Source organism: Streptomyces sp. NPDC002619 (assembly GCF_042889305.1).
In the GTDB taxonomy this organism is placed as follows: domain Bacteria; phylum Actinomycetota; class Actinomycetes; order Streptomycetales; family Streptomycetaceae; genus Streptomyces.
The window spans coordinates 1-8263 of the sequence record NZ_JBIAQV010000103.1 but is presented as its reverse complement, the minus strand read 5'-3'; the positions used below and the strand labels follow the sequence as shown (position 1 = coordinate 8263).

The 8263-nt window shown below is 68.0% G+C and carries 10 protein-coding genes, 1 pseudogene and 1 riboswitch; of the genes and pseudogenes, 5 read left to right on the top strand and 6 right to left on the bottom strand.

Annotated features, from left to right (window positions below; translation table 11 throughout):
- Window positions 1-91: 91 nt before the first annotated feature.
- Window positions 92-355, bottom strand: a complete 264-nt coding sequence (locus ACFYXB_RS44955) for a hypothetical protein (protein ID WP_389591227.1) — start codon at window positions 353-355, stop codon at window positions 92-94.
- A 530-nt stretch (window positions 356-885) separates the two neighbouring features.
- Here ACFYXB_RS44955 and ACFYXB_RS44950 point away from each other — a divergent pair.
- The 3 genes and pseudogenes from ACFYXB_RS44950 to ACFYXB_RS44940 form a co-directional block, all read left to right on the top strand.
- A complete protein-coding gene (locus ACFYXB_RS44950) occupies window positions 886-1740 on the top strand; it encodes an alpha/beta fold hydrolase (protein ID WP_351365339.1) in 855 nt (284 codons plus the stop codon).
- Window positions 1741-1885: 145 nt separating this feature from the next.
- Complete coding sequence (locus ACFYXB_RS44945) at window positions 1886-2383, top strand: VOC family protein (RefSeq protein WP_389591226.1); 498 nt, start codon at window positions 1886-1888, stop codon at window positions 2381-2383.
- A 335-nt stretch (window positions 2384-2718) separates the two neighbouring features.
- Window positions 2719-2838 (top strand): annotated as a pseudogene (locus tag ACFYXB_RS44940) (response regulator); the annotation flags it as partial.
- 74 nt (window positions 2839-2912) lie between these two features.
- Here the strand turns inward: ACFYXB_RS44940 and ACFYXB_RS44935 are convergent.
- The 4 genes from ACFYXB_RS44935 to ACFYXB_RS44920 all read right to left on the bottom strand — a co-directional run bounded on the left by ACFYXB_RS44935 (window position 2913) and on the right by ACFYXB_RS44920 (window position 6415).
- Window positions 2913-5180 carry an NEW3 domain-containing protein gene (locus ACFYXB_RS44935; protein WP_389591224.1) on the bottom strand — a complete coding sequence of 756 codons (2268 nt, stop codon included), beginning with the start codon at window positions 5178-5180 and terminating at the stop codon, window positions 2913-2915.
- 241 nt (window positions 5181-5421) lie between these two features.
- Window positions 5422-5637 (bottom strand): hypothetical protein, encoded by a 216-nt coding sequence (locus ACFYXB_RS44930; protein ID WP_389591222.1) that lies wholly within the window; start codon window positions 5635-5637, stop codon window positions 5422-5424.
- A gap of 79 nt (window positions 5638-5716) precedes the next feature.
- On the bottom strand, window positions 5717-6112 hold the full coding sequence (locus tag ACFYXB_RS44925) for a DUF6300 family protein (RefSeq protein ID WP_389591220.1): 396 nt from the start codon (window positions 6110-6112) through the stop codon (window positions 5717-5719).
- 27 nt (window positions 6113-6139) lie between these two features.
- Window positions 6140-6415 (bottom strand): integrase, encoded by a 276-nt coding sequence (locus tag ACFYXB_RS44920; RefSeq protein ID WP_389591219.1) that lies wholly within the window; start codon window positions 6413-6415, stop codon window positions 6140-6142.
- A 114-nt stretch (window positions 6416-6529) separates the two neighbouring features.
- Window positions 6530-6597: riboswitch (guanidine-III (ykkC-III) riboswitch) on the top strand.
- Between the two features lie 11 nt (window positions 6598-6608).
- On the opposite strand from ACFYXB_RS44920, the gene ACFYXB_RS44915 reads away from it, so the two are divergent.
- A complete protein-coding gene (locus ACFYXB_RS44915) occupies window positions 6609-7487 on the top strand; it encodes an MBL fold metallo-hydrolase (RefSeq protein ID WP_389591217.1) in 879 nt (292 codons plus the stop codon).
- Here ACFYXB_RS44915 and ACFYXB_RS44910 read toward each other — a convergent pair.
- Window positions 7468-7860 (bottom strand): IS3 family transposase, encoded by a 393-nt coding sequence (locus tag ACFYXB_RS44910; protein WP_389591215.1) that lies wholly within the window; start codon window positions 7858-7860, stop codon window positions 7468-7470. The two genes, ACFYXB_RS44915 and ACFYXB_RS44910, sit on opposite strands and share 20 nt — an antisense overlap.
- Here ACFYXB_RS44910 and ACFYXB_RS44905 point away from each other — a divergent pair.
- On the top strand, window positions 7760-8098 hold the full coding sequence (locus ACFYXB_RS44905; protein ID WP_389591229.1) for a hypothetical protein: 339 nt from the start codon (window positions 7760-7762) through the stop codon (window positions 8096-8098). The genes ACFYXB_RS44910 and ACFYXB_RS44905 overlap by 101 nt on opposite strands.
- Window positions 8099-8263 lie beyond the last annotated feature (165 nt).

Below are 8263 nucleotides of genomic sequence, written 5' to 3'. Positions count from 1 at the left end.
ACCAATTCTAACACCATCAGTGCAGGTCAGAGCAGTTGAAAGATGAGCTAACCCCTCCCTGAAGGGAGGGGCCTGCGCTCAAGATGTCCGGTCACGATGTGATCACATCGAAGGTACTCGTGAGCCCGCCGACGCACGCGCGGAAAGCGTGACGTTCCGTCTGGTCTACCGATTCGGCTGCTTCCTGCTCGGCTGGCTGCGCCTGTCGGCCCGCTCCTGCGCGGCCAAGGATGTCGAGATACTGGTGCTCCGGCACCAGCTGGCCATCCTGCAACGCAGCAGCCCCAAGCCCGTTTTCACCGGCGGGGACCGTGCAGTGCTCGCAGCCCTGCTCCGGCTCCTGGGCAAGCGTCACCGTTCATCGCTGAAGCTGTTAGTCACCCCGCGTACCGTGCTGCGCCGGCACGCCCGGCTGGTCGCGAAGAAATGGACCTATCCGTCCACGCCCACCGTATGGACCTCACCGCCCTGTACTTCGGCAGGGCGGTGTGACGCCCATGCGTTCGCACCCTTCTTGTGGCCGGACCACGCCCCCACCCGCCCCCGAGGCGGATTCCCCGACATCCGCGTTGCCCGCGATGGGTCACAGCTCTGCGCCCTCGCGGTGACGCCCTGCTCGGAGCGGCGCCGTCCCGGCAGCGCGACCGCAGTCACTGCGGCTGTCGCAGATCACGTACCCCGGTAAGGCCGCGGCCCGTAATCCGTCGGGGTGCGGCAGGACGGCTCCGAGCGGGGTGTGGGACTCGGGCACTGCAGTGTGCTCGGGCGCTGCAATCTCACCAAAATGGTTTAGCATTCAACCAATGCGGCGACTGCTGACCCGGCAGCGCCATTGCCTGCACCTGTGCTGTGCGGTGCAGCAGGCGCAATAAGGGAGGAGGATCCATGGCCAGACGTACGACCGTCGTGGCGTTCCCCGGAGCCCACGGGCAGAGCCTCGCGGGCAGACTCGAGCAGCCGCCCGGGGACGTGAGCGCCTATGCGCTGTTCGCCCACTGCTTCACCTGCTCCAAGGACAGCGCGGCGACCGTGCGCATCGCCCGTGCCCTCGCCGAGCGCGGCGTGGCGGCTCTCCGCTTCGACTTCACCGGGCTGGGCGAATCCGGGGGCGAGTTCTCTCAGACCAACTTCACCTCCACCGTCGACGACCTGGTCAGCGCGGCCGACTACCTGCGCGGCAGCCACCAGGCCCCGGCCCTGCTCATCGGTCACTCACTCGGGGGTGCCGCTGCCATCGCCGCTGCCGAGCGCATCCCGGAGGTCCAAGCCGTCGCCACCATCGGCGCCCCGGCGGACCCCTGGCATGTGCAGCACCTGCTCGCCCCGATCCGTGACCGCATCGCCTCCGACGGGGAGGCCGAGCTCAGCCTGGGCGGCCGTACCTTCCTCATCCGCGAGCAGTTCCTCGAGGACCTCGCGGAGCAGCCGCAGCAGCGCAGGATCCGCGAACTCGGCTGCCCGCTGCTGGTCATGCACTCACCCCAGGACGAGGTCGTCGGCATCGGGAACGCCAGCGACATTTACAAGCGGGCACTCCACCCCAAATCCTTCGTCTCGCTCGACGGCGCAGATCACATGCTCACCCGCCAGGACGACGCCGCGTACGCCGCCGGAATCCTCGCCCAATGGGCCTCCCGCTACCTCGACGCCACAAGGCAACCGGCGAGTTCGCTCGCGGGTGAGGGCGGCCATGCCGCCTCGGACGACGTCATGCGGCCTCCCCCGACCACAGCCGCCTGAGCCTTTCGGGGCGACGAGCAAACAACCGCGCCCGGCTCGGGCACTGTCCACCGGGCAGCCGACCGGGTGCCCATCCCCTGAGCCCGGCACGTCCGCTGACGGCGACAAGCACCTCACTGCACAACCCGAGACAAGGAGTCACAGTATGACGACCATCGACCTTGCCGCGCTTGAGACGGATCGGAACCGGATCCGTGCGGAGCATCTGCGTCCCGCCGGCCGGCGCCCGGCCTCCTCCGCGCGCGGCCTGCACCACACCGCCCTGCTGAGCAGCGATGTGCTGACAACCGTGCGGTTCTACCAGGACATCCTGGAGTTCCCGCTCACCGAGCTCATCGAGAACCGGGACTACCCGGGCTCCTCCCACTTCTTCTTCGACATCGGCAACGGCAACCTGCTGGCCTTCTTCGACTTCCCCGGGCTGGATCTCGGTCCGTACGCCGAGGTGCTCGGAGGCCTCCACCACGTCGCCATCTCGGTCGACCCCGAACGCTGGCAGCACTTGGTCGACAAGTTGGAGCAGAACGGCATCGACCACGTCATCCACAGCAAGGTCTCGGTCTACTTCCGCGACCCGGACGGAGCCCGGCTGGAGCTCATCGCCGACCCGCTCGGCGAGATGTACGGCCACCAGGTGCTCTGACCCCGGACGCCGGACGCCCTACCCCGGCGTCCGGCCCGTTCCGCACACTTCCCCCGCCCGAAGGACCGCCATGCCCGACACCACCGCAGCGATGAACCGACCTCACGTATGGCGGCCCGGAAGCTCCGTACCGCCCCTGCTCCTCCTACACGGAACCGGTGACGACGAACACGGCCTGGTGCCGTTGGGGTGAGGACCTCGCGCCGGGATCGGCGCTGCTCTCCCCGCGGGGCACGGTCCTGGAGGGCACCATGCCCCGGTTCTTCCGGCGGTTGCGGGAGGGCGTGTTCGACGAGGACGACCTGCGGGAACGAGCCGACGAGATGCCGAAGCTGCCCGTCCTGATGCTCACCGCCCGCGACGCCGTCGAACACCGTATCGACGGCCTGGAGGCCGGAGCCGACGACTACGTCACCAAGCCCTTCTCGGTGGAGGAGGTCGTGCTGCGGCTGCGCGGACTGTGGCGAGGCGCTCACGGCATCCGCGAGCGCCTCGCCGGCTGTCCGAACCGGCCTCCTGACTCAGACCACTAGGGAGTGGTCGTGAAGTTGTCGAAGTCGGCCTCGCCGGTGGTGCCCGAGGCGTGCGAGGTCTGGGTGAGGCCGACGTCCTGGGTGGCCGCGGCGGTCGGGACGGTGATGGTGCCGACCAGGTTCCAGGTGGAGTCGTCGGTGGAGTAGTAGCCGCTGTACGTGGTGCCGTTGCGGACCAGCTTCAGCCATGAGGGGTAGGTGGCGGTGCCGGTGGAGTCCTGGGAGTCCAGCTTTCCGTCGCCGTCGCTGTCCCAGTCGAGGAGGTAGCCGTTGCCGGGGGTCGCGACCAGGGCCAGGTAGCCGGGGGAGGTGTTGGGCTGGGTGATGTCGTTGCGGACCATGATCCCGGCCTTCGCCCAGACATCCGTGTCCGACTGGGAGTCGATCTTCACGGTGGTCGTGGAACCGTCGTGCTCGGCCCCCGGCAGATAGATCGTGCCGTATTCGTTGGTGCCGTTGTACAGGTCGGCGCCCTGGGCCCGGATGCCGAGCCGGCTGCCGGACCCGCTGAAGCTCGCGGTGGTGGAGGCGAACGTCCGGTACGGGGCCGTCACCGGGTGGTTGACGGTGACCGTGTCGCCGACGTTCAGCCGGGTGGTACCGGCCGACCGGTAGCGGTAGGTCGCCGACCCGTGGAACGCACTGGCATGGAAGAGATCGGCCGAGGGCGGGATGGAGACGCTGAAGGTGGCCTTCAGCGCGCTGCCGCCGTGGATCGTGCGGGCCCGGGTCGCGGAATGCGTGGTGATCTTCGTGCCGGACGGGCCGGTGAGCGTCAGACCGGCGTCGGTGATCGACCGGGAGCCGTTGTCGGACAGGACCGCGGTCACGGTACGCGTGGTGCTGTCGCTCGGCGCGGAGGCCCAGTTCAGTGCCAGCGAGACATCCGGGTCCGCGCCCGGTACCGCATGGTCGCTGCCGTGGACCCGGTACAGGACCACGCCGTGCGGCGGGACGTCGGCGGCGATCCGGCCCGTGGACTCGGTCAGTCGGTGGCTCCACAGGTCCCGCAGGGCGTAGTCGCGCGCCGCGGGCAGGCCCAGCGCGCCGGCGGTGGTGGCGACCTCCCGGGGAGCCGCCTCGGTGTTGAACAGGCCGACGACGACATCCCCGTTCGGCTCGGTCTTGGCGAACACCTGGGAGTCCGCGTCCCCGGAGATCCGCTTGGCGTCGATGCCGTCCTGGTCGACCGCGAGGACGTCGGCGTTCTTCAGCAGGGCGAGGTCGGCCGAGTCGAGACGGGTCAGGTCGGTGCCGAGGATGAGCGGGGAGGCGGCCAGTGACCACAGGCTCAGCTGGGTCTTCCGCTCGTCGGGAGTCAGCCCGTTGTGGTCGCCGTTGCCGATCTCTATGGAGTCGTAGTCGTTGTATCCGCCGGGACCGCCGTACGGCGCCCACGCGGCGACCTGGTCGAACCGCGAGGCGACCGAGGCCCAGGTCGTGAGCGGGTAACTGCTGCCGTCAGGTCCGCAGTAGCACTCAATGTCGCCGCCGGTGCGCCAGCCGTTGGACAACTTGGCCCAGGTGGCCGCGTTGTTGATGTCGAGGTTGTTGGAGAGTTCCAGATGGATGGGACGGCCGGTGTGCCGCAGGGCGTCCGACCACGCCTGGACGTCCTGTTCGTCGGGGGTGCCGACGCCGTCGATCTTCAGGTAGTCGATGCCCCAGCCGGCGAACTGACCGGCCCAGGAGTCGATGAAGGCCTGCGCGCCGGGCTTGGTGTAGTCGATGCCCACCATGCCGCCGCAGTTGTAGTTGTTCTCCGTGGTCGAGGTGGCGATGTCCTGGGCGTGGTACGGCGTTCCCTGGATCTCGGTGTTCCGGTCGACCGCCTGCTTGGAGATACCGGGAGTGACGTACAGGCCGAACTTCAGCCCGAGGGAGTGGACATAGTCGGCGACGACCTGGATGCCGTTCTCACCGCCGGCGGCCGGGAACTTCGCCGCGTCGGTGACCCAGCGCCCGTACTTGTCGACGTTCGGCCCCTGGCCGCCCGGGCACTCGTACCAGAAGTCGTCGACGTTGGCGTAGACGAAACCATTCTTCGCCAGTCCGCTGTCCTTGAGCGCCTTCGCCTGTGCCTCGATGGTCTGCGCGGTCGGGTTGCGGCGGACGAAGCTCCAACTGCTCCATCCCAGTGCGGGCTTGAGCCCGACACCGTTGTCATCGGCCAGCGCGGACTGCGCTCCCGTGACTGTGATCCCCGTGGAGAGCAACAGTGCTCCGGTGAACGCGGCCAGCACACCGCGGATCTGTCTTCTCATGAGTTCTTCCTCCATCGCAGCGCCCTGACAGCGCGACGGCCTGTACCGGAAGGTCGAGATTTGGCCGGGGTTGGTGACCCGGTCAGCAAGGGGAAGCGGTCGCCTTTACGCCGTCCTGGCACCCGGACGTCCGTATGACCACCCACCTGACCCAGAAAACGCCAAGAACCAACCCCGTGGACGCGTCAAGTGAACACGACCGCACGCTAGTCACCACATAGCGAGCATGACCAAAAATGGGTCAAGTCTGTGCGCCCGCTGTGGTGGCAGCGCCGCCCAGTAGTCGCGCCTGTTCCCGCTTCAGTTCGCCGAAGCCTTGCCGCGCGTACGCGGCCAGCTCCTCGCGCGGAAAGGCCACGAGCGACAGATGCTCGGAGAAGTCCCCCTGTGCCCAGCGCGCCACGGTGATCTCGTACCCCGACGTGTGCGCGCACAACTCCAGCAGCAACGGCGGCATTTCACCGGTGATCCCATTCAGTAGCCTGCACCTGTTGGGTGCCTCTTCTCTGCAACGGTTTTGATCTAGACAGTCCAGATCATCGCAGGTGGGAGGCGCCCTTCTCGTGTCGGGGCGTCAGGTCACGGCCGCAGCTGAACACATGAGGTCGAGCCCGGAACAAGCCGCCCAGGAGCTCCAAGGACCGTGAGCGAGGCCGACGCCGACCAGCGCGCAACCGTACGAAGAGAGCCGGCCGTTGGCCGGTGGGGGGAGCCCCCTGGCGGGGGCTCCGGACGTGGCGTGGGCCGGGCCCGTCTGCGCCGATGCAGGCCAGCAGTTCATCCGCGACCGTCTGCCCGCGGTGGCAGGCGCCGCATAGAGCCGACTCCTTGAACCCAGTGACGTCCACACCGCTGGCGTTGGTCCACGAGTGAAGGAAGCGGGCCATTAGCAGCGTGCGATTGCCGCACACCCAACGGCCACGTAATGCCATCCCGGGAGCTGGGTAGTCCTGTTTCCACTACCCGCGGACGAGCCGGCGGTGCCAGGTGAGCAGGGTGCCCGGGGTGATCAAGCGATGCCGGCGAAGCCGGGCCGGCATGTGCCGGGCGAGGGCGGCGAGCACGGCGCGCTCCGGCCAGGTCAGCCGCGGCCGTACCGCGAGCTGGCGCCGCAATACCGCGTTCTCGTGCCGCAACGACAGCAGCTCGACTTCCTTGGCCTCCCCGGACCGGGACAACAGAACGAGCAGTCCGAGGAGCCGGAGGAAGATCAGGTAAAGCATGCGCAGCGCCATGCAGTCCGAGCCTGCCAGGGCCGCAGCCCACCGCAAAGTGCCTGGTCAGAAGCTGTGCGTGAGTTTCGGCACCCCACAGGCAGAGCCGTCGATCAATCTCGTGGTAGCGTCGCGGCGGAGGCTCATAGGTGCCCGCCCCGGACGAGATGTGCGCCGTACCCGGCCTGCTAAGACGACGCACTCAGGAGGCGTCATGAATGCAGGCACATCCTTCATCGATTTCGACAGCCCGGCTCCCCGGCCTCGCGCGTTAGACGTCCGCTGGATCCACGGCTCACCGTCGTCCAAGCACAACACTGACCCGGACGTCCAGGTCTACGAGTACGACGAGCACACGGTCATCCTGCGGCAGAACATGGCGATCGACTACGAAGCGCCGTTCCTGTTCCTGCTGTTCGGCAATACACGGGCGGTGCTGATCGACACCGGAGCCACCGCGTCCGCCGAGTTCTTCCCCTTGCGCCAGGTGGTAGACCAGCTCATCGACGGCTGGCTCGCCCGCCACCCCCGGCAGGGGTATCACCTGCTGGTACTGCACACCCACGCCCACGACGACCACATCGCGGGCGACGGCCAGTTCGCCGACCGCCCCGACACCACGGTAGTGAGCGCCGACCTGACCAACGCCTGGAAGTATTTCGGATTCGACGAGAACCCCGCCGCCGTGGCGAGGGTCGATCTGGGAGGCCGCAGGCTCGAGTGCCTGGCCACCCCCGGGCACCACGAGGCAGCCGTGACGTTCTACGACCCATGGACCGGGTTCCTACTCACCGGCGACACGGTCTACCCCGGCCGACTCTACGTCCAGGACTGGTCCGCCTTCGCCCGGACCATCGACCGCCTGATCGACTTCTCCGAACACAGGCCGGTCACCCACGTCCTGGGCTGCCACATCGAGATGACTACCGAACCGGGCGTGGACTACCCGGTCCGCACCACCTACCAACCCCACGAACCCCCGCTGCAGATGACCACCGGCCACCTCCACGAGATCCGCACCGCACTCAACGAGATCGGCGACCAGCCCCAGCGACTCGCCCGCCCCCTCTTCGTCATCTGCCCAGACGACTGAGCCCTGCCCCAGAAGTACCGCCAGCCACCTTGCCCTCGCCCGTGACGATCTCGGTCATGTCACCGCACCACACCTGGTCCGGGGTGATAGCGGTGAAGTCACGGCGCACGAAGTCCGGGAACGCGGCCCGCTTGCCGGGCCTGGTCAGCCCCTGGCGCCGACGGATCTTCCGTCCGGCCAGACCGAGTTCGGCCATCAGCTTGGCGACGGTGTTCACCGACACCCGCCAGCCCTGCCGCACGAGGAGAATCCAGATCTTCGGGGAGCCATAGGTGCCGCCCGAGCCCTCGAAGATCTCTTTGGCCGCGTCGTACGCGCTGGACCACCACGTCGAGCGGTTGGCCGAGGACCACGCGAACGCCGCGCTGTTCACCGAGGCCCTCGACGGCGTCCCGGGGCTGGAGGTCGCCGCGGCACGCACCAATATGGTGTTCGCACGGGCCATTGCGGGCGTCACACCGCAGGACCTGGTGGGGCGGCTGCCGGCAAGGGGTGTGCTGTGCACGGGCGGACCGCAGTTCCGGTTCGTGTTCCACCTCGACGTCTCGCGGGAGGATGCGGAGCGCGCGGCGATCGTGGTGCGGGAGACCCTGGCCAGATGCACAGCCTGATGGGGTGCAGCGGGGGCAGCCATACGCGCGGCTGCATTGCCGCGAGATTCCTGGAGTCGGAACTCGCCCAGTGACCGGACATCTTGAGCGCAGGCCCCTCCCTTCAGGGAGGGGTTAGCTCATCTTTCAACTGCTCTGACCTGCACTGATGGTGTTAGAATTGGT

What these genes read in the sequence shown, in the direction of transcription:
- ACFYXB_RS44950 (WP_351365339.1), top strand. Translation starts at nt 886, where the DNA reads ATGGCCAGACGTACGACCGTCGTGGCGTTCCCCGGAGCCCACGGGCAG.
- ACFYXB_RS44945 (WP_389591226.1), top strand. Translation starts at nt 1,886, where the DNA reads ATGACGACCATCGACCTTGCCGCGCTTGAGACGGATCGGAACCGGATC.
- ACFYXB_RS44935 (WP_389591224.1), bottom strand. Translation starts at nt 5,180, where the DNA reads ATGAGAAGACAGATCCGCGGTGTGCTGGCCGCGTTCACCGGAGCACTG.
- ACFYXB_RS44930 (WP_389591222.1), bottom strand. Translation starts at nt 5,637, where the DNA reads ATGCCGCCGTTGCTGCTGGAGTTGTGCGCGCACACGTCGGGGTACGAG.
- ACFYXB_RS44925 (WP_389591220.1), bottom strand. Translation starts at nt 6,112, where the DNA reads ATGGCATTACGTGGCCGTTGGGTGTGCGGCAATCGCACGCTGCTAATG.
- ACFYXB_RS44920 (WP_389591219.1), bottom strand. Translation starts at nt 6,415, where the DNA reads ATGGCGCTGCGCATGCTTTACCTGATCTTCCTCCGGCTCCTCGGACTG.
- ACFYXB_RS44915 (WP_389591217.1), top strand. Translation starts at nt 6,609, where the DNA reads ATGAATGCAGGCACATCCTTCATCGATTTCGACAGCCCGGCTCCCCGG.